Origin of the sequence: Bordetella genomosp. 9, from assembly GCF_002119725.1 — a bacterium.
Taxonomy (GTDB): domain Bacteria; phylum Pseudomonadota; class Gammaproteobacteria; order Burkholderiales; family Burkholderiaceae_B; genus Bordetella_C.
On record NZ_CP021109.1, the window covers coordinates 1651692 to 1676197 of the forward strand.

Annotated in this window: 17 protein-coding genes; 9 read left to right on the plus strand and 8 right to left on the minus strand. The window is 66.7% G+C overall.

What is annotated here, in order from left to right; translation table 11 throughout:
• The first annotated feature begins 170 nt into the window (after nucleotides 1-170).
• Nucleotides 171-1985 carry a DUF342 domain-containing protein gene (locus CAL13_RS07665; protein ID WP_086071988.1) on the plus strand — a complete coding sequence of 605 codons (1815 nt, stop codon included), beginning with the start codon at nucleotides 171-173 and terminating at the stop codon, nucleotides 1983-1985.
• 82 nt (nucleotides 1986-2067) lie between these two features.
• Nucleotides 2068-5994: an ATP-dependent RNA helicase HrpA gene (gene hrpA, locus CAL13_RS07670; protein WP_086071989.1), complete on the plus strand. Its 3927-nt coding sequence runs from the start codon at nucleotides 2068-2070 to the stop codon at nucleotides 5992-5994.
• 96 nt (nucleotides 5995-6090) lie between these two features.
• On the opposite strand, the gene lpxO is transcribed toward hrpA, so the two are convergent.
• Entirely contained in the window at nucleotides 6091-6990 is a 900-nt protein-coding gene (gene lpxO / locus CAL13_RS07675; protein WP_086071990.1) for a lipid A hydroxylase LpxO, read from the minus strand.
• A gap of 115 nt (nucleotides 6991-7105) precedes the next feature.
• On the opposite strand from lpxO, the gene dnaE reads away from it, so the two are divergent.
• The 5 genes from dnaE to CAL13_RS07700 are packed head-to-tail and all read left to right on the plus strand — an operon-like array spanning nucleotide 7106 to nucleotide 14430.
• Nucleotides 7106-10600 carry a DNA polymerase III subunit alpha gene (gene dnaE / locus CAL13_RS07680; protein WP_086056882.1) on the plus strand — a complete coding sequence of 1165 codons (3495 nt, stop codon included), beginning with the start codon at nucleotides 7106-7108 and terminating at the stop codon, nucleotides 10598-10600.
• Nucleotides 10600-11700, plus strand: coding sequence for a glycosyltransferase family 4 protein (locus CAL13_RS07685; protein WP_086071991.1), 1101 nt, complete (start codon nucleotides 10600-10602; stop codon nucleotides 11698-11700). The genes dnaE and CAL13_RS07685 overlap by 1 nt, the downstream gene beginning before the upstream one ends.
• The gene (locus CAL13_RS07690; protein ID WP_086071992.1) at nucleotides 11697-12545 is read left to right on the plus strand and encodes a polysaccharide deacetylase family protein; all 849 of its coding nucleotides are present in this window, start codon (nucleotides 11697-11699) and stop codon (nucleotides 12543-12545) included. The genes CAL13_RS07685 and CAL13_RS07690 overlap by 4 nt, the downstream gene beginning before the upstream one ends.
• Entirely contained in the window at nucleotides 12542-13318 is a 777-nt protein-coding gene (locus CAL13_RS07695) for a glycosyltransferase family 2 protein (protein WP_086071993.1), read from the plus strand. The genes CAL13_RS07690 and CAL13_RS07695 overlap by 4 nt, the downstream gene beginning before the upstream one ends.
• A complete protein-coding gene (locus CAL13_RS07700) occupies nucleotides 13315-14430 on the plus strand; it encodes a glycosyltransferase (RefSeq protein WP_086071994.1) in 1116 nt (371 codons plus the stop codon). Before CAL13_RS07695 ends, CAL13_RS07700 begins: the two co-directional genes overlap by 4 nt.
• Nucleotides 14431-14506: 76 nt before the next feature.
• Here the strand turns inward: CAL13_RS07700 and CAL13_RS07705 are convergent, their stop codons facing one another.
• The 7 genes from CAL13_RS07705 to CAL13_RS07735 all read right to left on the minus strand — a co-directional run bounded on the left by CAL13_RS07705 (nucleotide 14507) and on the right by CAL13_RS07735 (nucleotide 21601).
• Nucleotides 14507-15217, minus strand: a complete 711-nt coding sequence (locus CAL13_RS07705; RefSeq protein WP_086071995.1) for an ABC transporter ATP-binding protein — start codon at nucleotides 15215-15217, stop codon at nucleotides 14507-14509.
• A complete protein-coding gene (locus CAL13_RS07710) occupies nucleotides 15202-15984 on the minus strand; it encodes an ABC transporter ATP-binding protein (protein ID WP_086071996.1) in 783 nt (260 codons plus the stop codon). The genes CAL13_RS07705 and CAL13_RS07710 overlap by 16 nt, the downstream gene beginning before the upstream one ends.
• Nucleotides 15978-16994, minus strand: a complete 1017-nt coding sequence (locus tag CAL13_RS07715; RefSeq protein WP_232467789.1) for a branched-chain amino acid ABC transporter permease — start codon at nucleotides 16992-16994, stop codon at nucleotides 15978-15980. Before CAL13_RS07715 ends, CAL13_RS07710 begins: the two co-directional genes overlap by 7 nt.
• Before the next feature lie 3 nt (nucleotides 16995-16997).
• Nucleotides 16998-17879, minus strand: coding sequence for a branched-chain amino acid ABC transporter permease (locus tag CAL13_RS07720; RefSeq protein WP_086071997.1), 882 nt, complete (start codon nucleotides 17877-17879; stop codon nucleotides 16998-17000).
• Nucleotides 17880-17895: 16 nt separating this feature from the next.
• Nucleotides 17896-19116, minus strand: coding sequence for an ABC transporter substrate-binding protein (locus tag CAL13_RS07725; RefSeq protein WP_086071998.1), 1221 nt, complete (start codon nucleotides 19114-19116; stop codon nucleotides 17896-17898).
• Nucleotides 19117-19220: 104 nt separating this feature from the next.
• Complete coding sequence (locus CAL13_RS07730) at nucleotides 19221-20045, minus strand: alpha/beta fold hydrolase (RefSeq protein ID WP_086071999.1); 825 nt, start codon at nucleotides 20043-20045, stop codon at nucleotides 19221-19223.
• The gene (locus tag CAL13_RS07735) at nucleotides 20042-21601 is read right to left on the minus strand and encodes a benzoate-CoA ligase family protein (RefSeq protein WP_086072000.1); all 1560 of its coding nucleotides are present in this window, start codon (nucleotides 21599-21601) and stop codon (nucleotides 20042-20044) included. Before CAL13_RS07735 ends, CAL13_RS07730 begins: the two co-directional genes overlap by 4 nt.
• A 196-nt stretch (nucleotides 21602-21797) precedes the next feature.
• Between CAL13_RS07735 and CAL13_RS07740 the strand changes: the two genes are divergently transcribed.
• Nucleotides 21798-22703, plus strand: coding sequence for a helix-turn-helix transcriptional regulator (locus CAL13_RS07740; RefSeq protein ID WP_086056893.1), 906 nt, complete (start codon nucleotides 21798-21800; stop codon nucleotides 22701-22703).
• A gap of 132 nt (nucleotides 22704-22835) precedes the next feature.
• Nucleotides 22836-24494: a 2,3-epoxybenzoyl-CoA dihydrolase gene (boxC, locus tag CAL13_RS07745; protein ID WP_086072001.1), complete on the plus strand. Its 1659-nt coding sequence runs from the start codon at nucleotides 22836-22838 to the stop codon at nucleotides 24492-24494.
• The last annotated feature ends 12 nt before the right edge of the window (nucleotides 24495-24506 follow it).

The following is a 24506-nucleotide window of genomic DNA, read 5'->3' on the forward strand; positions in this document are numbered from 1 at the left end:
ACTTGCGGTTTAGAAATTAATATTCTGAAATACGCACCGCGCCGAGCCGCGAGCGAGCCTATCGCGTGCAACGCCTTCGACCCAACAACGATACCAAGCTGACATGGGGACACGTGATTTACGGACACGTGATTTCCGCATGCCGGTGATTTCATCGAGGACACACGGCTGTGACGCAATCCTATTGGCTGACATTGGATCCCGCCACGCGTGAGCTGCGTGCCGGGTTCCGCGCGGCGGCAGCGGTGGAACCGCCCGATTCCGATATGTTGAAGGCCGCGCTCGCGGCGCGCGGCTGGACCGCCGATGCGTTGGATCGTGCCGCCGTGGCTGCATTCCTGGCCAGATGCAAGGAAGCAGCGGCGCGCATGGGTGGGGAAGCGATGCGCGCGGGGGGCGCCATGCCCGCCGCGCCGGATCTTGCGCGCGTCGCTGATGGCGTGGCCGAAGTGTCGCAGGAGCTGGCCGCCATCGAATCGAATGCGGCACGCCTGGGCGCGACGCTGCAAATGATGGACGCTACGCCGGACGCCGATGCCGATGCCGGTGCCGGCGCCGCCGTTGACGATCAGGGCGTGGTGGAGGCGGTGATCGGCGAAGTGGTCGACGGGGCTTTCGAACTCGAAATCACCGAGGACAAACAGCAGGTCTTCCTGACCTTGCATGCCGCGCGCGGCGGCCGCGGTGTCCAGCTTGCGGAAGTGCGCGCGGCGCTGGCCGGGCACAACATCGTTTATGGCGTGGATGAACAGGCGCTGCTGCAGGCGGTGGAGCAGGGGGCGGTGGAATCGGCGCTGATTGCTTCCGGCATCCCGCCCAAACCCGGCGCGCCAACGCAGTTTGAAAGCCTGTTGAAGCGCGAGCGCGAGCCGGAAGACGACAATGCGCTCGTGGACTATCGAACCTTGGGCAGCCTGGTGCTGGTCAAGGCCGGCATGCCGCTGATGCGTCGTATTCCCGGTACGCCGGGCACCGATGGCATCGATGTGTTCGGCAATCCGGCGCCCCCGCCGCCGCCCGACGATCTGCCGTTCGACGACAACCTGGCTGGCGTCGCCGCGGATCCGGCCGATCCCGATGTGCTGGTTGCCGCCATCGACGGCATGCCTTCGCTGCTGCCGCATGGCGTTTCCGTCAACCCGGTGGTCGAGGTGGACGCCGTCGACCTGGCATCCGGCAACATCGACTTCCAGGGCACGCTGCAGGTGCGCGGCGACGTGACGACCGGTATGTCCGTCAAGGTCAGCGGCGATGTGCTCGTCAGCGGCACCGTCGAAGCCGCCCACATCGATGCCGGCGGCAATGTCGTCGTCAAGGGCGGGATTCTGGGCGCGGCGGAGGGGTCGCCCGGCGCCGAAACCACGCGCCTGGCGCAGGTGTCGGCGCGCGGTTCCGTGCAGGCGCGTTTCATCGGCAATGCGACGATCAGCGCAGGCAAGGATGTCGTGGTCGAGCGCGAGATCCGGCAAAGCGACGTGGCGGCTGGCGATACCGTGACCGTGGGATTGAAGGGCTCGCAGCAAGGCAACATCAACGGCGGGCAAGTGCGGGCCTTGCGGGCGGTGAAAGCCGTCTCCCTGGGTACGATGGCCGGCGTGCGCACGGTCATCCAGGTCGGCGTGAATCCGCATGCACAGGCGCAGAAGGAAGCGCTGCAGCGCACGCGCCAGCGCTTGGTCGAGGAAAAGTCCAAACTGGAGCAGCTCATCATTTTCCTGCGCAAGAACCCGGAGAAAGCCGCCAATGGAATCGGCGACCGGGCGTTGCTGACCCACGGCAAGCTGCTCAAGGACCTTGCCGCCGTGGAGGCGCGCGAGCGCCGCCTGGCGGCGGAAAACACCGTGGCCGAAGACGCCGTCATCCACGCCGCGCGCAAGATGCACAGCGGCGTCGAACTGCGGGTGGTGAACCGGCACGAGGAAGTCACGGAGAACCTGCCCGGCGGCACCGCCAGGCTGGCGCAGGGCAAGATCATCATCCGCTAGCCGTCTCCGCTGGCGCACGATCTTCCGGGATGGCAACGCACAGCGCACGGCGCGGCGCCGGCGAAAAACTATAATTGCGGGGATGACCGTCAAGCCCCAGATACCCTCTCGGCGCGGCCGGGCCGCGCCCGGGCCCGACGCCTCGCCACCGCAGCCTTCCACGCCTTCGTCTGCCGTCCCGCTCCGCTCCATACCAGCGATCCGTTATCCCGAGGATCTGCCGGTCAGCGCGCGGCGGGAAGAGATCGCGCGCGCCATCGCGGCGCATCAGGTCGTCATCGTCAGCGGCGAGACGGGCTCCGGCAAGACCACGCAGTTGCCGAAAATATGCCTCGAGCTGGGACGCGGCCGCACCCGCATGATCGGCCATACGCAGCCTCGCCGGCTGGCGGCGACCTCGGTGGCCCGCCGCATCGCCGAAGAACTCGATACGCCGTTGGGCGAGGTGGTCGGATACCAGGTGCGCTTCAACGACCGCACGGGGCCCAATGCCGCGATCAAGCTCATGACCGACGGCATCCTGCTGGCCGAAACCCAGCGCGACCCGCTGCTCAAACGCTATGACACCATCATCATCGACGAGGCGCATGAGCGCAGCCTGAATATCGACTTCCTGCTGGGCTACCTGAAGCGCGTGCTGCCGCGGCGGCCGGACCTGAAGGTCATCATTACGTCGGCCACGATCGACGCGGAACGTTTCGCGCGGCATTTCGCGGACTCGCCCGAACGGCCGGCGCCGGTCATCGAAGTGTCCGGACGCCTGTATCCGGTGGAGATCCGCTACCGGCCGATTCGCGCCGAGGAAGGGGAAGACGCGGATACGTCGTCCGGGGCGGCGCGCGAGCGCGGGCGTGACGAAGAGCGCGACCTGGTCGATGCCATCGTCGATGCGGTTGACGAGTGCGCCCGGCATGGCCCGGGCGATATTCTGGTTTTTCTGCCCGGCGAGCGCGAAATCCGCGAAGCCGCCGAGGCGCTGCGCAAGCGGCATCCCGTGGCCACGGAAATCCTGGCGTTGTACGCCCGGCTGTCACAGGCGGAGCAGGAGCAGATCTTCCGGCCGCGCGGCAATGCGCGGCGTGTGGTGCTGGCGACCAACGTCGCGGAAACCTCGCTGACGGTGCCCGGCATACGCTTCGTCGTGGACAGCGGCCTGGCGCGCGTCAAACGCTATTCCTGGCGCAACAAGGTCGAACAGCTTCGCATCGAGCCGGTGAGCCGCGCGTCGGCCAACCAGCGTGCGGGCCGTTGCGGCCGGGTGGGGCCGGGCGTGTGCATACGCCTGTATGACGAAGCGGATTTCAATGCGCGGCCGCCGTTCACGGATCCGGAAGTGCTTCGCAGCTCGCTCGCGTCCGTCATCCTGCGGATGAAGTCGCTCAAGCTGGACGACATCGAGGATTTTCCCTTCGTCGAGGCGCCGCCCGGACGCGCCATCGCCGACGGCTATCACCTTTTGCAGGAGCTCGGCGCGATCGAACCGGCGTCGCGTCCCGCCCGCGGCGACGACGCCGACGGCGACGCGCCTGGCCCGGCCTATGTCCTGACCCGCACCGGGCAGGAGCTGGCGCGCCTTCCCCTGGATCCCCGGATCGGCCGCATGATCCTGGCTGCGCGCGAACAGCAGTGCCTGGCGGAAATGCTGATCATCGCGTCGGCGCTGTCGATCCAGGATCCGCGCGACCGCCCCATGCAGGAAAGGGAGGCGGCGGAAAACGCGCACGCGAAATTCGCCGACGACAAATCCGAGTTCCTGTCGTTCATCAAACTTTGGCGCTGGTACGGCGAGCAGGTGCAGCACAAGGCTTCCCAACGCAAGCTCGTGAATCTGCTGCGGCAGAACTTCCTGTCGCCGCTGCGTTTGCGCGAATGGCATGACGTGCATTCGCAGCTTGCCTCGGTGGTGGGCGAGCAGGGCTGGCGCGTGAACCAGGCCGAGGCCACCTATGAACAGATCCACATGGCGCTGCTCACGGGTCTGCTCGGAAACATCGGCTACAAGAGCGATGACGGCGCCCATTACCAGGGCGCGCGCGACATCCGCTTTCACATCCATCCCGGATCGCGCCTGGCGAAGAAGGCAGGCCGGTGGATCGTCGCGGCAGAACTCGTGGAAACGACCCGTCTGTATGCGCGCTGCGTGGCCCGCATCGAGCCCGTGTGGATCGAACGCGTGGCGCCCCATCTGCTGCGGCGCAGCTGGTCCGATCCCCGCTGGGAGAAAAAGGCCGGACAGGTGGTCGCCAACGAGCGCGCCATGTTGTATGGACTCGTCATCTATTCGGGCCGGCGGGTGCATTACGGCCGCATCGATCCGGAGCGCGCACGTGAAATCTTCATACGCGAAGCGCTGGTTCCCGGCGACATTGACACGCGGCTGCCGTTCGTCGCGCAGAACCGCCGCCTGATCGCCGAGATCGAGAAGCTTGAGCATCGCGCGCGGCGTCCGGACATTCTGGTGGACGACACGCTTATCCAGGCGTTCTACGATCGCCAGATTCCGGCCGGCATGAGCCAGACCGCCACGCTCGAAAAGTGGTACGCCGGCCTGGACAAACTGGCCGCGCAGGCGCTGCTGCTTACGCGCGAAGATCTGATGCGGCACGAGGCGGCGGGCATCACCACGGACGTCTTTCCGAAGAAAGTGGAATGGCAGGGCGTGGAAATGGCCCTGGACTATCACTTCGAGCCCGGCTCTGCGCGCGACGGCGTGACGTTGTCCGTGCCGCTGTTCGCCTTGAACCAGATCGACGCCCAGCGCTGCGAGTGGCTGGTGCCAGGGATGCTGAAGGAGAAAGTCCACCTGCTGCTGAAGTCCCTGCCGCAGAAGATCCGGCGCCATTGCGTGCCCTTGCCCGACTACGCGGCCGGCTTCTACGAGCGCTGGTTCGACAGGCTGGGCGACCCGCAGCAGGGCTTGCTCGACGCGCTGGCGCAGGACATGTGGGAACAGGTGAAGGTGCGGCCCGCGCCGGCGGACTTCAAGCTGGAGACACTGCCGGCCCACCTCTTCATGAATTTCCGCGTCATCGACGAACACGGGCGCATGCTTGGGGCGGGCCGCAACCTGGCGCAGTTGAAAGCCGAGTTTGGCCGCCAGGCGCAGGCCGATTTCCAGCAGCTTGCCGCGCGCGACACCCAGGTGGCGCAGGCCCTGGCTCAGGATGGATTGACCTCCTGGTCCTTCGGCGAGCTGCCGGAGATCATGGAGATCCGCCGCAAGGGGCAGTCCGTGATCGGCTATCCCGCCCTGGTCGATCGCGGCGACCACTGCGATCTTGACGTGTTCGATGATCCCGAGGAAGCGAAGAGGCACCATCGGGCCGGCCTGCTCAGGTTGTTCCGCCTGGGACTGCGCGAGCAGGTCAAGTACCTGGAAAAGAACCTGCCCGACCTTACGCGGATGAGCATGCTCTTCATGCCGCTCGGCACGCAAGAGGCCCTGCGCGACCAGATCCTGGACTGTGCGCTGGCGCGGGCCTGCCTGGCCGAACCCTGGCCGGTGAACCAGGAGCAGTTCGAGGCGCGGCGGCTGGAAGGCAAGGGCAGACTGGGCCTGCTGGCGCAGGAAGTCGCGCGCCTGGCGGGCGCCGTGCTCACGGAATGGGCCGCGGTGCAGCGCAAACTGCCGCAGGCCAAGCCGCATGCCGCGGCCTACGCTGACCTGCAGCAGCAGGTGGGCGCGCTGGTCCCGCCGACTTTCCTGCGCGACACGCCGCACGCCCAGCTGGCGCATTTTCCGCGCTATCTCAAGGCAGCGGTGGCGCGCATCGACAAGCTTCGGGCCGATCCCGCGCGCGACCAGCGCCTGATGGCCGAAATGGCGCCCTTGCTCACGCAATACCAGCGCGCCCGGGCTGCGCTGAAAGGCGCGCCCGATCCGCGTCTGGACGAGTTCCGATGGATGCTGGAAGAACTGCGCGTCGCCCTGTTCGCACAGGAGCTGCGCACGCCGATGCCGGTTTCGGTCAAGCGGCTGCAAAAGGCGTGGGAGTCGATGCGGCGCTGAGCGCCGCGATTCCGCGCTTCCGGACCTGCATGCGCGCCCGCCGGTCAAAAGAGGACAGTGCTGCCGGCGTTCCGGTCGGGCCCGTCCGGCGATCCGTCAGATCCAGACGAACGCGCCGATCACCAGCACCACCAGGCCCCATTTCACCGCCTTGTACAGCGGCTTGTTCCAGGCCTTGAAGCGCTTGCGCGCCTGGTCCAGGCGGTAGTGGGCGTGGGTCAGCCGATTGATGGCGCCGGTCTGATCGTTCGCATCGTTGGGCGAACTCGCCGCGGACATTACCACGCGGCCGAACCAGCGATTGAAAGCCTCCGCCCAGCGCCACCGCAGCGGCCGTTCGACGTCGCAGAACAGGATGATTCGGTTGCGGCCGGACTGGTTGTGCGCTTCGTGGATATAGGTTTCGTCGAACACCACGCCTTCGCCGTCGCGCCAGCTGTATCGTTCGCCGTCCACCACGATATAGCAGCGATCGTCATTGGGCGTCGCCAGCCCCAGGTGATAGCGGAGCGAGCCCGAGAAGGGGTCGCGGTGAGGATTCAGTTTGCCGCCGTCGGGCAGCTCGGCGAACATCGCTGCCTTGACCTTGGGCAGGCTCTTCAGCAAGGCGACCGTGCGCGGGCACAGGGCTTCCGCGGAAGGATGGCGGGCGTCGTACCACTTCAGGTAGAAGCGCTTCCAGCCGTACTTGAAAAAGGAATTGAACCCGATATCGTCATGCCGCTCGGCCGCCTTGATGCGGCGCAGCTCTGCCATGTGCAGCGCCTCGTCACGGATGATCTCCCAGTTGTCCTGCAGGACCTGCAGTTCCGGGATCTCGCGAGTCGATATATAGGGCGTGGTCGGCACCCGCGAGGCGAGAACCATGAAAGCGTTTACCGGCGCTAGCAGCACGGAATGGTCGAGGAAAACGCGGGACCAGGCCAGCCGCACGCGGCCGCGGTAATGCCCATACAGGATGGCGGCCAGCCACAGGCCAGGGATCAGCCATTTCATAGCGAGAGACAGAAAGTCGGATCAACCGCATATTCTTGCACAGCCGGGGCGCGGCCGGGGCGGCCGATGCGTTGGGCGATGCCGCGGCGGGGAGTCGGCTGAGTACAATCGCGCCATGTCAGAAGAAGCCGTCGTAGCCCCGTCCCCGTTTGTCCATCTGCGCGTCCATTCCGAGTTCTCGGTGGTGGACGGGCTGGTTCGTATTCCCGATCTGGTCAAGCGCGCCGCCAAGCTTGGCCAGCCCGCGGTTGCGCTTACCGACCTGTGCAATCTGTTCGGGCTCATCAAGTTCTACAAGGCCGCGCGCGGCGCAGGCATCAAGCCGATAGCCGGCTGCGACGTCTGGATCACCAACGACGACGATCGCGAAAAGCCGCATCGCCTGCTCGTGCTGGTGCGCAACCGGCAGGGCTATCTGGATCTTTGCGACCTGCTGACTCGGGCCTGGCTGAACAACCAGCACAAGGGCCGGGCGGAGGTGCGGCGCGAATGGCTGCAGCGGGCGCAAGGGCTGATCGTGCTTTCCGGCGGCCGCGCCGGCGACGTCGGCCAGGCGCTGGAAGCGGGCAATGCGGCCCAGGCCCAGGCGCTGGCGCGCCAATGGGCCGCGGCATTTCCCAACGCCTATTACATCGAACTGCAGCGCGCCGGTTTCGATGGCGACGAGGCCTACGTGCAGGCCGCCTTGCGGCTGGCCGGCGAATGCGGTTTACCGGTGGTCGCCACGCACCCCGTGCAGTTCCTGGACAAACATGAATTCCAGGCTCACGAAGCCCGGGTATGCATCGCCGAAGGCGAGATCCTCGCCAATCCGCGGCGCGTGCGGCGCTTCAACGAAGACCAGTACCTGCTGGACAGCCAGGAAATGGCGCGCCGCTTCGCCGACGTGCCTTCCGCGCTGGAAAACACCGTCGAGATCGCCCGGCGCTGCAACCTGACACTGGTGCTGGGCAAGCCCCGGCTGCCCAATTTCCCGACGCCGGAAGGCGTCACGCTGGACGACTATCTGGTCCAACTGTCGGAAGAGGGCCTGGAAAAGCGGCTGAAGTTTCTCTTTCCCGACGAAGCGGAACGCGCCGCCAAGCGCGACATGTATTTCGAGCGCCTGCGGTGGGAGTGCAAGACCATCATCCAGATGGGCTTTCCCGGCTACTTCCTGATCGTGCAGGACTTCATCAACTGGGGCAAGAACAACGGCGTGCCGGTGGGGCCGGGCCGGGGTTCGGGCGCGGGCTCGCTGGTGGCCTACGCCCTGGGCATTACCGATCTCGATCCGATCCGCTACGACCTGCTCTTCGAACGGTTCCTCAATCCGGAGCGGGTTTCCATGCCCGACTTCGATATCGATTTCTGCCAGGACAACCGCGAACGGGTCATCGACTACGTCAAGTCCAAGTACGGCCGCGAGGCGGTCAGCCAGATCGCGACCTTCGGCACCCTGGGCGCCAAGGCCGTCGTGCGCGACGCAGGGCGCGTCCTGGACATGCCTTATACCTTCTGCGATGGTCTCTCCAAGCTGATCCCCTTCAACCCGGCCGATCCCTGGACCTTGGAGCGCACGCTCAAGGAGGAGCCGGCCTTCCGGGAACGCTACGAGCAGGAAGAGGAAGTGCGCGGTCTGGTCGACCTGGCCAAGCCGCTGGAAGGCCTGACGCGCAGCATCGGCATGCACGCGGGGGGCGTGCTGATCGCGCCCGGCAAGCTCACCGATTTCTGCCCGCTCTATTGCCAGCCGGGCCAGGAAAACAGCGCGGTATCGCAGTTCGACAAGGACGACGTCGAGGCCGCCGGCCTGGTCAAGTTCGACTTCCTGGGCCTGCGCAACCTCACGATCCTGGACTGGGCCGTGCGGTACGTGCGCCAGTTCAACGAAGACAAGCGCGACTTCGACATCATGGCCGTGCCGCTGGACGACCCCGCGGCGTACAAGGTCCTGACCGACGCCAACACCACCGCCGTGTTCCAGCTGGAATCGCGCGGCATGAAAGAGCTGCTGAAAAAGCTGCGGCCCAGCACCTTCGAAGACATCATCGCCATGCTGGCGCTCTACCGCCCCGGCCCGCTGGAATCGGGCATGGTGGATGACTTCGTCAACCGCAAGCACGGACGCGCGCCGGTCGACTATTTCCATCCCGACCTGGAAGGCACCCTCAAGAGCACGTACGGCGTCATCGTGTATCAAGAGCAGGTGATGCTGATCTCGCAGATCATCGGCGGCTATTCGCTGGGCGGCGCCGACCTGCTGCGGCGCGCCATGGGCAAGAAAAAGCCCGAGGAAATGGCGAAGCACCGCGAACTGTTCCAGAAGGGTGCGCAGGAAAAAGGCCACGATCCCAACCTGGCGGTCAAGCTCTTCGACCTGATGGAGAAATTCGCGGGCTACGGCTTCAACAAGTCGCACTCCGCCGCCTATGCGCTGATCGCCTACCAGACCGCCTGGCTCAAGGCATACCATCCCGCCGAATTCCTGGCCGCGACGCTGTCTTCCGATATGGACGACACCGACAAGGTGCAGACGTTCTGGCGCGACGCGGTGGAAAACGGCGTTGAAGTCCTGCCGCCGGACGTCAACGCGTCGAATTACCGTTTCGAACCGGTCGCCGATGCGCGCACCGCCAAGGGTTTGCCGCCGCGCACCATGCGTTACGGCCTGGGCGCGGTGAAAGGCACGGGCCAGAGCGCGGTCGAGGAAATCATCCGCGCGCGCAACGAGGGCGGGCCGTTCAAGGACCTGTTCGATTTCTGCCGGCGCGTGGACAAGCACACCGTCAATCGCCGCACCATCGAAGCCCTGATCAAGGCGGGCGCCTTCGACAGCATCGAGCCGAACCGCGCGGCCCTGCTGGCGTCGGTGCCGACCGCCATGGAGGCGGCCGAACAGGCTGCGCGCAGCGCGAACCAGGTATCGCTGTTCGGCGACGACGGCAGCGACGTGGTGGCAAGCGAGTTGGCCAAGGTGCCGCCCTGGAACCTGCACACCAAGCTGACGGAAGAGAAGTCTGCGCTGGGTTTTTATTTCAGCGGACACCTGTTCGACGCGTGGCGCGACGAGGTCCGCCGCATCGTGCCGATGACGCTTGCCCGGCTCGAGCCGCAGCGCGAGCCGCAGTGGATGTGCGGCGTACTGTCCGGCGTGCGCGCAATGATGACCCGGCGCGGCAAGATGGTTTTCGCCGTCCTGGACGACGGCACCGCGCAGGTCGAAATCTCCATCTTCAACGAGCTTTACGAAAAGCACCGCAATCGCCTGCGCGAGGACCAGCTGCTGATCGTGCACGGCAAGGTCAGCAACGACGAGTATTCCGGCGGCATGCGCATCGTGGCCGAGAACCTGTTCGACCTGCAGCTTGCCCGCGAGGCGCGCGCCCGCGCGTTGCGGATCCGCCTGAACGGCAACGCCGACGCGGCCCACCTGCGCAAGCTGCTCAACCCCTATCGCGCCGAGCCGGAGAACGGCGTGCCCGGCACGCCGGTGGAAGTGGTGTACACCCGCGATAACTTCCTGTGCACCGTGCGCCTTGGCGAAGACTGGCGCGTGCGGATGGCGGACGCGCTGCTGGAACGGCTCAACGAATGGACACGCCCGGAAGGCGTGGAGATCGCATACTGATGAAACCCCTACGCATCGTGCATTCGGAGGCCGCGGTGGCCTTCGGCGGCCAGGAGCACCGCATCTTCAAGGAAATGATCGCCATGCGGGCGCGCGGCCATCACATGGAAGCCATCTGCCAGTCGCGGGCCCAGCTGGTCAAGCGCCTGACCGACGAGGGGTTCAAGGTTCACCAGGTCGATATGGACGGTGTGGCCAACTACTTCAAGGGCATTGCGAAGATCCGCCGCATCCTGAAAGCCGGCCGCTTTGACGTGCTGAACACCCACAGCCGGCGCGACACCGTCATCGCCGCGCCCGCGGCCCGCATGGCGGGCACGCCGCTGATCGTGCGCACGCGCCACCTGGCGAGCAAGGTGGGGTCCATGTGGTCTTACACCATCCTGCCGCACCGCGTGACGACCGTCAGCGATCACGTGCGCGAGTACCTCATTACCCGCGGCGTGCCGCGCGACGCTGTCGCCACGCTGTATTCGCCCATCGTGCCGCCGCCGCCCATCGAGCGCTCGACGCTGCGCGACGAGCTGGGGCTGTCCGATACGGACATCGTGGTCGGTTGCGTGGCCGTCATGCGGCCCATGAAGGGGCACATCGACCTGATCGACGCCATGGTGCCGCTCATGCAGACCCGGCCCAACCTGCATCTGGTTTTCGTGGGCAGCGGGTCGCCGACTTTCGAGCGGGTGCAGGCCTATATCGCCGAGCTGGGCCTGCAGTCGCGTATCCACCTGATGGGTACGCGCCGCGACGTGCCGAATCTGCTGGCCGGCTTCGACCTGTTTGCATTGGCGACCCTGCAGGAGGCGTCCGGAACCGTTTACGTCGAGGCCCAGGCCAGCGGCCTGCCGGTGGTCGGCACCAACGTGGGCGGCGTCTCGGAGATGTTCCGCGACGGCATCAGCGGCATCCTCGTGCCGCCCAAGGACAAGGCCGCGCTGACCGCGGCTTTGCAGCGTCTGATCGACGATCCCGACCTGCGCAGGCGCATGGGAGAAGCCGGCCGGCGCATGATCCGGGAAGAGGGCGTGTTCTCGCCCGAGCGCCTGGCCGAACGGACGGAAGCCATCTACCGCAAATGGCTGGCGGAGCGACGCCGATGAAGCAAGCGCACAATGTCCCGGTGCTCATGTACCACCACGTCACGCCGGCGGGTGGCATGATCGCCGCCACGCCGGCGCACTTCGAAAGCCAGATTGCGTGGCTGGCGCGCGCAGGCTATACCGCCTTGACGGCGGACCGCTTCGCCGCGCACCTGGCGGGCGATCCGGCGCCGGAAAAGTCAGTACTCATTACCTTTGACGACGGTTATCTGGACAACTGGGTTCACGCGCATCCCATCCTGCAGCGTTACGGCATGCATGCGGTGATGTTCATTGTGACGGGTTGGATCGGCAGCGGCCCAGCGCGGGCCCATGCCGGTCAGGCCGGCGCACCGGCGGCGCCCGACCACGCGGCCTGCAAGGCGGCGATTTCCGGCGGCCGCGCGGACGAAGTCATGGCGCGCTGGAGCGAAATCGAGGCCATGCAAGCCGCCGGCACGTTCGAGTTCCACAGCCATACCCACACGCACACGCGCTGGGACAAGACCTGCGGCAGCGATGTGGCGCAAAAGCGCGAGCGCATCGCCGAAGAACTCGACAGCTCTCGCGCGACGCTCGCCATGCGCCTGGGCAGGTCCAGCCCGCACCTGTGCTGGCCGCAGGGCTATTTCGACGATGACTACCTGCAGGCCGGCCGCCAGGCGGGATTCCGCTATTTCTATACCACCGACGCGCTTGGCCAGAACACCGTGGGCGCCGACCCCGAGCATATCTACCGGTTCGCGGTCCGCAATCAGCCGGGACGCTGGCTGGCGCGCCGGCTCTGGCTGGGCGGGCATCCCTTCTGGGGGCCGCGCTATCACGCCTGGAAGGCATGGAAACGCCGCCTGAGGGGACGCGCATGAAGCTGTCGGTCATCGTCATCACGAAGAACGAAGCGGCCAACATTGTGGCCTGCCTGGATTCCGTGGCCTTTGCCGATGAGTTCATCGTGGTGGATTCCGGCAGCACGGACAACACGATAGAGCTGGCGCGGGCCATGGGCGCGACCGTGGAGCAAACGCACGACTGGCCCGGCTTCGGCCCGCAAAAGAACCGGGCGCTGAATCTTGCGCAAGGCGAATGGGTGCTTTCCATCGATGCCGATGAGCGGGTCACGCCCGAGCTGGCCAAGGCCATTCAGGACGCCATCGCCGCGCCGGCCTCCGACGCCTATGAGATTGCGCGGCTATCGGATTTCTGCGGCCGTTTCATCCGGCACAGCGGATGGTGGCCGGATTACGTGGTGCGTCTGTTCCGTCGCGACCGCGCCCGGTTCAGCGATGCGGCGGTGCACGAGAAGGTCGTTCCCGCGCCTGGCAGCCGCATCGGCCGCCTGCCGGGCCACTTCGTGCACTATCCGTATCCCAACCTGGATGCGCTGGTGAACAAGGTCAACCGCTACTCCTCGGATGCCGCCGCCATGATGCATGCGCGCGGCAAACGCACCGGCATCTGGGGCGCCCTGGGCCATGGGTTCTGGACCTTCGTGCGCATTTACCTGATCCGCCGGGGATTCCTGGATGGCCGCCATGGACTGGTGCTGGCGGTCACGGCGGCGGCGGGCAGTTTTTTCCGTTATGCGAAGCTGATGTTCCTGACCGAAAACGCGCGCCGCGACGGCGCTCCCCGCCCTTGAAGATCCTGTACACGAACTTCCATCCCCGCAACGGCGGCGGACACGTTACCTACATCATGAATCTGGCGCGCGGGCTGGGCGGTGCGCATGCGATTACGGTCGCCACCCCGGGCACCAGCCGCCTGTACCGCTATGCGGGCGAACTGCCTGGCGTGCGGACGGTCGATATGCGTTTCCGCTCACGCGCGTCGGCCCTGCTGAGCGAGCCGTCCAGGCTGCGCAGGCTGATCGTCGAACAAGGCTTCGATCTGATTCACGTCAACGGATCGGCCGACCATCGCCTCGTCATGCTCGCCACCTTGGGCATGCGGCGTCCGCCCATCGTGTTCACCAAGCACAACGATCTTCGGCTCGATACCATCGGCCATCGCATGCGGGCGCGCCTGGCGACGGACCAGGTGATCGCCGTCAGCGAGTTCGTCGCCGGCCTGCTGCGACGGTCGGCATATGGACGCTTGCCGATCACGACCGTGTATCACGGCATCGATACGGATTATTTTTCGCCGCCTTCCGAGGCCCTGCGGCCGGCGCTGCGCGAGAAATACTTCGGACCGACCGCCCCGGGCAAGATCCTGCTCGGCAGCGCCGGCGGCACCGACTACGAGAAGGGCTGGCTGGATCTGCTGGCCGGCCTGGCGCTGCTCGATCCCGCGGAGCGGCAGCGCTTCCGCGTCCTGGTCGCCGGGGACCCGCCCACCGAGGAAAAAATGGCGCGTGTGCGCGAACTTGGGCTGCAGGACCAGGTGGTTTTCCCGGGGCTTCTGGACGACGTGCGCCCGGCGCTTGCGGCGTGCGACGTGGGCTTCGTCCTGTCGTATCGGGAAGCGCTGTCATTTGCGTGCCGCGAGGTGATGTCGCTCGGTCTGCCGGCGCTGGTCTCCGATGCGGGCGGGTTGCCGGAAAACGTCCGCGATGGGCATGACGGCTGGATCGTGCCGGTGCGCAGTCCGCAGGCGATCGCCGGCGTGCTGCGCGGCATGCTGGCCGACCCGGGGCGGATCGCCGCCATGGGAGCGGCAGCGCGCGAGCGAAGCCTCCATGAATTCAACCTGTCGCGGTTCGTGTCTGCGACGCTGGCCGTCTACAGGCAGGCGCTTGGCCGCGCAGCCTGAATCGGGACAATCCCGCCACTGGCTTGGATAGAGGCCGGCGGCAGCGTCCGTCGGCAGGCTGCCGCCGGGAAGCGGCCTACACGCCCAGGTAGCGTTCCAATACCGTGGGCATCCTCGCCAGTCCGGGGCTGCTGTCCTGATGCGCCAGCACGCCTTTCTCCATGATGACGCAGCGATCGGTGTGGGCCAGCACCGCGCGGTAGTTGCGGTCCACGATCAGCGTCGATATACCGGAGCGGCGGATGTCGGCGATGACGCGCCACAATTCGGCCACGATCAGCGGCGCCAGTCCTTCGGTGGCCTCGTCCAGAATCAACAGGTCGGGGTTGGTCATCAGGGCCCTGCCGATGGCCAGCATCTGCTGCTCGCCGCCTGACAATTGCTGGCCCCCATGATGGGCACGTTCGCGCAGTCGCGGAAAGGTGTCCATGACGCGGGCATAGTCCCAGTCGCGGCGTCCGGACGCGCCGGCGCGCGCCGCTACGAGCAGGTTCTCGCGTACCGACAGGTTGGGAAAGATGCCGCGCCCTTCGGGGACGTAGGCCATGCCCAAGCGCGCCCGCGCATGCGCGGGTGCATGCGTACGGTCGCCGCCGGCGATGCGCACGCGGCCGGCGCTGCAACGCAGGTGGCCCGCCAGCACGCGGATAAGGGTCGTCTTTCCCATGCCGTTGCGACCCAGCAGGCCGACGGCCTCGCCCGGGCCGATGTGCAGGTCGACGCCGCGCAGCACGTGGCTGGCGCCGTAATGCGCGTGCAGCGCTTCGCCTTCTATCCATGCGGGCATGACGGGTCTCCTGCCGCGACGGCCGCGTCGCCGTCCGTGCCGAGGTAGGCGGCGCGGACCGACGCGTCTGCGCGGATGGCCTGCGGGCTGCCGCTGGCGATCACGGCGCCATTGACCATGACCGTGATCGTATCGGCGATGCGAAAGACCGCATCCATGTCGTGTTCCACCAGCAAAATGGCGTGATCCGGCTTGAGGGCCTGCAGCAGCGCGAGCATGCGCCCGGTTTCCTCGGGACCCATGCCCGCCAGCGGTTCGTCCAGCAGCAGTACGGACGGCCTTGTGGCCAGGCACATGGCGATCTCCAATTGGCGCTTGCGGCCGTGCGGCAGCGTGCCGGCGATGCGGCCGCTGTCCGCCGACAGGCCGGCGCGGGCCAGTGCGTCCTCGGCCCGGGAGGCCGTCAGAGGGCAGGTTTCGGCGTGACGCCACCACTGCCAGAATCGCGGCCGCGCGGCTTGCGCCGCCAACCGGCAGTTCTCGCGGACCGTCAGGGTGGGGAACAAGGTGGACCGCTGGTAGCTGCGTCCCAGGCCAGCCCGCGCGCGGCGGGGCTGGGGCCATGCCGTGACGTCGTCGTCGCCCAGCCGCACCGTACCGGCGTCGGGCGGCAAGTCGCCGGACAACAGGTTGATGAGCGTGGATTTGCCCGCGCCGTTGGTGCCGATGACGGCGTGCACGCTGCCTGGCCGCAGCGTCAGCGATACGTCGTTGACGGCCGTCAGGCCGCCGAAGCGGCGGGTCAGCCCTTGTGCGCGCATCAGCATATCGGATCGACTCCCTCGGCATGGCGTTGCCGGCGGGATGCCCGCGCCGCCGTGGCGCCGTCGGTCAGGCCGGCCAGGCCGCGAGGCAGCAAGGCCACCAGCAGGATGATCGTCATGCCCATCGGCAGGTGCCAGTGGCGTGCGTAATCGCCGAACACGGCCTCCGACTGAAAAAGCTCCTGCATCAGCACCAGGGCCGCCGCCCCGGCGACCGCGCCGCCGGGGCGCGCCATGCCGCCCAGGATCACCATCAGCAGCACCAGGCCCGATTGTTCCCAGGCGAAAAGCTCGGGCGTCACGAAGCCATCCTTCAGTGCGAACAAAAAGCCCGCCAGGCCGGCCAGCGCGCCGCCCACCGTATAGGCGGCCAGTTTGTAGGGAAAGGTGGAATAGCCGGCCGCGCGCATGCGTTGTTCATTGATGCGGATGCCTGCCAGGGCGGCGCCGAAGGGTGAACGCCGCAGCCGCGCCAGGAAGGCCCAGGCCAGCGCCAGACAAGCCAGGACGAAGAAATGGAAGGTCGCCGTATCCGTCAGGTCGAAGGGCTGCAGGCCGCCCGGCGCCAGTTCCGGGCGGAAGTACAGATAGGCGCCGTCGCTGCCTCCTCCCAGCTTGGTATCGTGGAACACGTAATAGGCCATCTGCGCGAACGCCAGCGTGACCATGATGAAGTACACCCCCCTCGTGCGCAGTGCCAGCGCCCCGGTTGCCAGCGCGTACGCCGCGCCGCCGCCCATGGCCGCGGCCAGCAAGGGCAGCAGCGGCCCGGCGGACGAGGCCGGCGACAGCAGCGCGGCGGCGTACGCGCCGATGCCGAAGGGCGCTGCGTGCCCCAGGCTGACCAGGCCCGCCTCGCCCACGAGCAACTGCAGGCTCAGCGCGAACAGGGCGTAGATCATGATGCGAGCGCCCAGGCCCACGTAATAGTCGTTGGTCACCCAGGGCAGCAGCGCCAACGCCAGCAGGGTGGCGATCGCTGCGGCGCCCGCGCCTGTAATCTTCATCGCCATCGCTCACCCCTGTTTGAACAAGCCTTCCGGCTTGCACAGCAGGATGGCCGCCATCAGCACGTAGACCAGCACGCCTGCCGCCGCGGGAAAGAACACCTGCCCCATGGTGTCCACGAAGCCCACCAGCATCGCGGCCAGGAAGGCGCCGCGTATGGAGCCGATGCCGCCGATCACCACCACCACGAAGCAGGCGATCAGCACGCCGCTGCCCATGCCGGGATATACCGACGAGACAGGCGCGGCGATTGCGCCCGCCAGCGCGGCCAGCGCGACGCCCGCCGCGAAGACGATGCGGTACAGGCGGTCGATGTCCACGCCGAGCGAAGCGATCATCTCGCGGTTGCTTGCGCCAGCCCGCACCATCATGCCGATGCGGGTGCGCGTGATGACCAGGTAAAGCAGCAGCGCCACTGCGGCGCCCACCGCTGAGATGAACAGGCGGTAGACCGGATACGTCATGACGCCGCCCAGCGCGACGCTGCCCTGCAGCCACGCCGGCATGGCCACGCCATGCACGTCGTTGCCGACCAGGATCGCGCGCGCTTCTTCAAACACCAGGATCAGTCCGTACGTCATCAGCACCTGCTGCAGGTGATCGCGCCGATACAGGAAGCTGAAGAAGACCAGCTCCAGCGCATAGCCCAGCGCGGCGGCCAGGATGACGCAGGCCAGAATGGTCAACGGCAAGCCGCCGCCTGTCGCGCGCTCCACCAGCGGCCCCAGGGCGAAGGCCATGTACGCGCCGGCCATATAGAAGCTGCCGTGCGCCAGGTTGATGATGCCCATGATGCCGAAGATGAGCGTCAGCCCGCTGGCCACCAGGAACAGCAGCAGCCCGTACTGCACCGCGTTCAGGCATTGAATCAGGAAGACGGCCGGATCCATGGCGCCGCTCCGCGCGCTACAGCCTGCAGCCGCGGGCTGGGTCGGCCAGCTTCTTGACGGCCACCTTCACCACCTTGTTTTCCAGCCCGTCGACCTGGCGCAGATAAATGTCCTGCACGGGGTTGCCCGCAGCCGATAGCGTGAAACTGCCGCGCGGGCTATCGATGACGGCGGATCGCATCGCCTTGCGCATCTCGTTCTTCTTCGCCTTGTCGCCCTGCACAGCCTGCAGGCCGGCGCCCAGCAGCTGGGCGGCGTCGTAGCCCTGCACGGCATACACATCCGGCGGCGTGCCCGGGTAGGCCTTGGCGTAGGCGGCGCGGAAAGCCTTGTCGCGCGGCGTATCCAGGCCGTCGGCGTAGTGCAGCGTGGTCAGCAGGCCTTGCGCGGCCTGCCCCTGTGCCTGCAGCGTCCCGTCGGTCAGGAAGCCCGACCCGTAGAGCGGGATGGTTTTGTTGAGCCCTGCGGCCGCATAGTCCTGCACGAACTTCACGGCGCCGCCGCCGGCAAAAAAGGTGAAGACGACGTCCGGCTTGAGCGCGGCGATTTCGGTCAGCAGAGGCTGGAACTCGACGTTGGGGAAGGGCAGGCTAAGGTCTTTCAGGATCTTGCCGCCTGACTTCTCGAAGCCTTCCCGGAAGCCGGCCACTGCTTCGTCGCCGGCGGCGTATTTCCAGGTGATGGTGACAGCCGTCTTGTAGCCTTTTTCCGCCGCGACGGGGCCCATGGCATAGGCGGGCTGCCAATTGCTGAACGAGGTGCGGAATACGCCCAGGCCGCACATGGGGCCGGTGATGGCGTCGGCGCCCGCATTGGTCACGAGCAGCGTGGTGTCGGATTCCTTCGCCGCCTTTGTCAAGGCCATGGCGACGCCGGAATGCACAGTGCCGACCAGGATGTCGACGTGGTCTCGCTTGATCAGCCGGTTGGCGTTCTCGGGGGCCTTGGCGGGATTGGATTCGTCATCCACCTTGTAGTAGACGACCTCGCGGCCGCCGAGCTTGCCGCCCTGTTCATCGACGTAGAGCCTGAAGCCGTTCTCGATGGCCGTTCCCAGGGCGGCGTAGGTGCCGCTGTAAGGCAGCATGAAGCCGATCTTGATCGGCTCCGCACCCGGCGCGGCCGGCTGCTGCGCCAGGGCAGCGGCGCATGTCAGGGCCGAAGCGGCGGCCAGGGCGGCGGTTCGGGCGGCGATTGCGCCGGCCCGCGTGGCGGCGCTTTTCGTGGGCGTGTTCATCGTGTGTCTCCGGTCTGTTTATCGTTATCGCTATACGTACGCGGTGTGCAAGGCGCACATCGCCGGTGAACTGTGCCGCGCCACGGCGGGTCGCCATGGCGCCTTTACGGCCTGATCATGCGCAGGAACTCCTTGATGGCATCGATGACGGCCTGCGGCTGGTCGCGGTGCGGCGAGTGGCCGCAATCGGGCAGCACCCGCATGCTGGCGTGCGGGGCGCGCCGGGCAATGCTTTCCACCTGCGCCAGCGTTCCGTATTCGTCGTCTTCGCCCTGCAACGCCAGCACCGGGCAGACGATGTCCGCAAGAACCGCTTCGATATTCCAGCCCCGGAATGCAGGGTCCAGCCAGATGTCGTTCCAGCCCCAGAAGGCGGAATCGGGGTCGTCGTGATAGCGCCCCAGCTTGTCGCGCAGATCGGTGTCCAGGTAGGCCCGGCGCGCCGCCTCGATATTGCGGACGGTGATGTCTTCCACAAACACGTGGGGCGCGGCTGCAATGACGCCCGCTACGGCATCGGGATACCGCGCCGCATACAGCAATGCGATCGAGCCGCCGTCGCTGTGGCCGAACAGAATGGGGCGGTCGCGCCGCGCGTCCAGATGCAAGGCCTGGAACAGCGCGGGAAGCACCGCGTGGGCCTGCGTATGCATGAAGCCGACCGGCCATTTTTCGCCGGCGGGCCGCGGCGTGGAGCGGCCATAGCCCGGCCGCGAGTAAAGCAGCCCGCGGCAGCCCGCGGCTTCGCAGACCCGCGCCGGCCAATCTTTCCACATCGAGAGCGACCCGAGTCCTTCATGCAGGAAGACCAGCAGCGGCGCATCGGCGCGCTCGCGCGCGATCCATTGGTATTCCAGCCGAAACTCCCGCCCGTCCGCCTGGACGGGAACCGAAGCGCCGTCTACGGGCGGCCGTGCAATATCAGTCATGCCCGCCGCTCCTCCATTTGCCGCAACCGGAAGCGCTGGATCTTGCCGGTAGCGGTTTTGGGCAGTTCCTCGGTGAAGTCGATCTGCCGCGGGTACTTGAAGGGAGCCAGATGCTGCTTGACGTAGGCCTGGAGCGCGGCCCCGGTGTCCGGGCCGGGCGCATACCCTGGCCGCAGCACCACATAGGCCTTGGTCTTGACCAGGCCGTGTCCATCGGGCACGCCGATGACGGCCGCTTCCAGCACGGCTTCGTGCTGAATCAGGACGTTCTCCACCTCGACCGGCGAGACGTACTGCCCGCTGACCTTGATCATGTCGTCGCTGCGTCCGGCATAGGTGTAGTAGCCGTCCTCGTCGCACACATACTTGTCGCCGCTCTTCAGCCAGTCGCCCAGGAAGCATTGCCGCGTTTTTTCCCGGTTGTTCCAGTACATCAGGGCCGCGCTCGGGCCCTTGATGTAGAGATCGCCGATGGCGCCGGGCGGCACCGGCCGCCCCTGCTCGTCGCGCAACTCCACTTCATAGCCGGCCACCGGCATGCCTGTGGTGCCATAGCGGATGCGGCCGACGTGGTTGCTGATGAAGATATGCAGCATCTCGGTGGAGCCGATGCCGTCAAGGATGTCGCAGCCGAAGTGCCGGCGAAAGCGCTCGCCGATGTCGCGCGGCAAGGCTTCACCCGCCGAAGTACAGACGCGCAGCGCGACCGCGTCGCGCGGCGGAAGATCGGGCGCGGCCAGCATTGCCGCGTACAGCGTGGGCACGCCGTAGAACACCGTGGGGCGGTGCCGCGTCAGCCGCTGGAATACGGCCTGCGGGGTGGGGCGCTCGGCCATCAGTATCACCGTGGCGCCCACCGACAGAGGAAAGGTCAACCCATTGCCAAGGCCGTAGGCGAAGAACAATTTGGCGGCGGAAAACACGACGTCGTCCTCCCGGATGCCGAGCACCGGCTTCGCGTAGAGTTCAACGGTGTGCCATAGATTCCCGTGCGTGTGCACGACGCCCTTGGGCTTGCCGGTGGAGCCGGACGAATACAGCCAGAATGCCATCTCGTCGGCCAGGGTGCGTACGGCGGCAATGGCGGGCGTGCCGGCCATCGCGGTCTCCATCTCGATCTCGCCATTGGCCGGCGCCTGTGCCGGGCGCGAGACGATGATGTGCGCCACTTCCGTTTCCGTGCGGTCCATCGCCTGGCGCAGCACGGGCAGCAGGGCGCCCGATACGATGGCGGCACGCGCGCGGCTGTGCGACAGGATGTAGGCATAGTCGTCGGCTGTCAGCAGGGTGTTCACCGCCACCGGCACGATGCCGGCATGCAGGGCGCCCAGGAAGGCCACCGGCCAGTCCACGGTGTCCTGCATCAGCAGCAACACCCGCTCTTCCCGGCGCAGGCCAAGCCGCTTCAGCAGCCCGCCGAAACGGGCCAGGCGGTCCGCCAGTTCGCCGTAGCTCAGCGTGCCGAAATCGTCGATATAGGCTGCCTTGTCTGCCCGCGCCGCGTTCAGTGCGACCAGGTGCCCGGCGAAATTCAGTTCCTGCGGACAGCTTTCCACGGTGCGTCTCCTGTCTTTATCTCGTCCCGCCGCTGGAAGGCCTAGAATCACAGGCCGCCGCGCTTGACGCCATCCGTCCTGCGGCGTCAGCCTGCATTCAACCTTGGCAGGAAAAATAGTGCTTTAATCGCCCCTGGTCAAGCACTATAATGCATGAATCGTTGTACCCTAGGGAAATCTCGGAGCAAGGAGACCCATGACTCAAGCGGTGGATATGGCCGCCCCCGAACCGCGCCGCGACGCCTTTCTGGTGGCCCTGGGGGAACGCGTGCGACGGCTGCGGGCCATCCGCGGCATGACCCGCAAGGCCTTGGCGCAAGCCACAGGGGTTTCCGAGCGCCATCTGGCCAATCTCGAGCACGGCGTCGGCAATGCGTCCATCCTGGTGCTATTGCAGATCGCCAAGGCCTTCAATTGCGCGCTGGCCGAACTGGTGGGCGACGTCACCACGGAATCGCCGGAATGGCTGTTGATCCGCGAGCTGCTGAGCGGACGCAGCGAAGCCGACCTGCAGCGCGCCCGGGAATCGCTGGCGCAGTTGTTCGGCATGGGCGGCGCGCAGCGTCCCAATCGTTTCCAGCGGATCGCGCTGATCGGGCTGCGCGGCGCCGGCAAATCCACACTGGGCCAGATGCTGGCGGACGACCTGGGCTATCCCTTCGTCGAACTCAACGTGGAGATCGAACGGGTAGCCGGTTGCGGCATCCTGGAAATCCACAATCTCTACGGCCCCAATGCCTACCGCCGCTATGAAAAGCGGGCGCTCGAAGAAGCCGTTCAGCTGTATCCGGAGATGGTGCTGGCGACCCCTGGAGGGCTGGTGTCCGAGGCGGCTACTTTCAATCTGCTGCTGGCGCATTGCTATACCGTGTGGTTGCGCGCCACGCCGGAGGAACACATGGGCCGCGTGATGGCGCAGGGCGACTTCCGGCCGATGTCCGGCAACAGCGAAGCCATGGCGGATCTCAAGCGCATACTGGCCGGCCGCGAAGCGTTCTACGCGAAGGCCGACCTGACCTGGAATACCAGCCACATGGACGTGGCGGAGTGCTTCGCCGGTCTGCGTGCCCAGGTCCGCAAGGCGGGCGGGCTGCCCCTCTAGTCCGAAAGTCTTTCCCCGGCGTCTGCATTTTTTTGCACGTCCGCCTTGACTGGCGCAGTGTCATGCACTATTCTGCATCAAACATAGATTCATGCAATATGTTGCATGCTTCGTGCGGTGCAGGAGACCTTCATGACGAACGCCGTAGCTCCGGTCGATTTCCGGACCGATCCCACCCGCTATCGCCACTGGCGCTTGACCACAGACGGCCCGATCGCCACGCTCGCCATGGACGTGGCCGAGGACGGCGGCTTGCGCCCGGGCTACAAGCTCAAGCTGAACTCCTACGACCTGGGCGTCGACATCGAACTGCACGACGCCCTGCAGCGGATCCGTTTCGAGCATCCGGAAGTCCGCACCGTGGTCGTCACCAGCCTGAAGGACCGCGTCTTCTGTTCGGGCGCCAACATCTTCATGCTGGGGCTGTCCTCCCACGCCTGGAAGGTGAACTTCTGCAAATTCACCAACGAGACGCGCAACGGCATCGAAGACGCCAGCCGTTACAGCGGCCTGAAGTTCATTGCCGCGGTCAACGGCGCCTGCGCGGGCGGCGGCTATGAACTGGCGCTGGCCTGCGACGAAATCCTGCTGGTGGACGATCGGTCGTCGGCCGTCGCCCTGCCGGAAGTGCCACTGCTCGGCGTGCTGCCCGGCACCGGCGGCCTGACACGCGTCATTGACAAGCGCAAGGTGCGGCACGACCACGCCGACATCTTCTGCACCCTGGTGGAAGGCGTGCGTGGCGAGCGCGCCAAGGCCTGGCGCCTGGTCGACGACGTGATCAAGCCGCAGCGGTTCGCCGCCGGCGTGCAGGAACGCGCGCTGGCGCTGGCCGAAGGCAGCCGGCGTCCCGGCCAGGGCCCCGGGGTGACGCTGACGCCGCTGGAACGGCGCGACAGCCCAGACGGCCTTTCCTACCGCTACGTCCAGGTGGACATCGATCGCCAGCGGCGTGTCGCCAACTGGACCGTACGCGCCCCGGACGAAATGCCGCCGCAGGACGCGCAGGCCATCCTGGCGCAGGGCGCCGAGTGGTGGCCGCTGCGCATGGCCCGCGAACTGGACGACGCCATCCTGTGGATGCGCACCAACGAACTGGACGTTGGCACCTGGGTGTTGCGCACGCGCGGCGATGCGCGGGCCGTGCTGGCCGCCGACGCCGCGCTGCAGGCGCATGCGGACCACTGGTTCGTCAATGAAACGGCCGGCATGCTGCGGCGGACGCTCGCGCGCCTGGACGTGACGTCCCGCACGTTGTTCGCGCTGATCGAGCCGGGTTCCTGCTTTGCCGGAACGTTGCTGGAACTGGCCCTGGCCGCCGACCGCATCTACATGCTCGACGACGAAGACGCAGCCGATCCCGCGCGCATCGTGGTTGGCGAGCGCAACTTCGGCGCCTGCCCGATGGTCAGCGGCGAAAGCCGCCTGCAGCGCCGCTTTCATGGCGAGACCGGGCCGCTGGAGGCCGTGCGGGCGCAGGCCGGAAAGGCGCTGTCGGCCCGCCAGGCGCTGGACCTGGGCCTTGCCACCTTTACCCCCGACGCCATCGACTGGGACGACGAGATCCGGCTCGCGCTGGAAGAACGCGGCGCGCTGTCGCCCGATGCGCTGACGGGCATGGAAGCAAATCTTCGCTTCGGCCCGCGCGAAACCATGGAAACCCGCATCTTCGGGCGGCTCACCGCCTGGCAGAACTGGATATTCAACCGCCCCAACGCCGTCGGCGAGAAGGGCGCCCTGAAGGTATACGGCAAGGGCGAGCAAGCGGCCTTCGACTGGAACCGGGTCTAACGGGAGCACCGA

Bases quoted from the DNA above. Each gene is read 5' to 3' on its own strand.
- CAL13_RS07710 (WP_086071996.1), bottom strand. From the start codon at position 15,984: ATGCTGATGCGCGCACAAGGGCTGACCCGCCGCTTCGGCGGCCTGACG.
- CAL13_RS07685 (WP_086071991.1), top strand. From the start codon at position 10,600: ATGAAACCCCTACGCATCGTGCATTCGGAGGCCGCGGTGGCCTTCGGC.
- CAL13_RS07705 (WP_086071995.1), bottom strand. From the start codon at position 15,217: ATGCCCGCATGGATAGAAGGCGAAGCGCTGCACGCGCATTACGGCGCC.
- lpxO (WP_086071990.1), bottom strand. From the start codon at position 6,990: ATGAAATGGCTGATCCCTGGCCTGTGGCTGGCCGCCATCCTGTATGGG.
- CAL13_RS07740 (WP_086056893.1), top strand. From the start codon at position 21,798: ATGACTCAAGCGGTGGATATGGCCGCCCCCGAACCGCGCCGCGACGCC.
- CAL13_RS07715 (WP_232467789.1), bottom strand. From the start codon at position 16,994: ATGGCGATGAAGATTACAGGCGCGGGCGCCGCAGCGATCGCCACCCTG.
- CAL13_RS07690 (WP_086071992.1), top strand. From the start codon at position 11,697: ATGAAGCAAGCGCACAATGTCCCGGTGCTCATGTACCACCACGTCACG.
- CAL13_RS07725 (WP_086071998.1), bottom strand. From the start codon at position 19,116: ATGAACACGCCCACGAAAAGCGCCGCCACGCGGGCCGGCGCAATCGCC.
- hrpA (WP_086071989.1), top strand. From the start codon at position 2,068: ATGACCGTCAAGCCCCAGATACCCTCTCGGCGCGGCCGGGCCGCGCCC.
- CAL13_RS07695 (WP_086071993.1), top strand. From the start codon at position 12,542: ATGAAGCTGTCGGTCATCGTCATCACGAAGAACGAAGCGGCCAACATT.
- boxC (WP_086072001.1), top strand. From the start codon at position 22,836: ATGACGAACGCCGTAGCTCCGGTCGATTTCCGGACCGATCCCACCCGC.
- CAL13_RS07720 (WP_086071997.1), bottom strand. From the start codon at position 17,879: ATGGATCCGGCCGTCTTCCTGATTCAATGCCTGAACGCGGTGCAGTAC.
- CAL13_RS07730 (WP_086071999.1), bottom strand. From the start codon at position 20,045: ATGACTGATATTGCACGGCCGCCCGTAGACGGCGCTTCGGTTCCCGTC.
- dnaE (WP_086056882.1), top strand. From the start codon at position 7,106: ATGTCAGAAGAAGCCGTCGTAGCCCCGTCCCCGTTTGTCCATCTGCGC.